Raw genomic sequence first — 336 nt, forward strand, 5'->3', positions numbered from 1 at the left:
GTTGTAGTTCGTACCATGCCTGTTGAATTCAATGGTGAGCATCAATGGCTTAAAGGAATGAGTAAGTGGATGAAAAAGACAAGAGCGTCCGATCTGATGGATCTGCTGGTGGAGCATGAAGAGAGCTATCGAAAGAACCAGGCGTTTCTGGCTTCACCACCTGATGATATCACCATCTATGAAATTCATCCCAACAAGGCCCTGGATTCTAAATTGATTGGCAGTCCCATAGAAGCTCTGGAGAGAGATTATGAGCTTGGTTTAAAGTCAGGTCGATATTTCCTGAACACCATGGGGCGCCGAATTACCAGAGAGCAGCAGGCTTCATTGAGTCCA

Annotated in this window: 1 protein-coding gene; it reads left to right on the forward strand. The window is 45.8% G+C overall.

The genetic code is table 11. The features are described 5' to 3' along the window. Nucleotides 1–15: 15 nt before the first annotated feature. A partial coding sequence (locus CWC28_RS21780; protein ID WP_249325000.1) for a DUF6363 domain-containing protein occupies nt 16–336 on the forward strand: 321 nt, incomplete at its 3' end.

It is taken from the genome of Pseudoalteromonas sp. S4492, assembly GCF_005886115.1.
Classification (GTDB): domain Bacteria; phylum Pseudomonadota; class Gammaproteobacteria; order Enterobacterales; family Alteromonadaceae; genus Pseudoalteromonas; species Pseudoalteromonas gelatinilytica.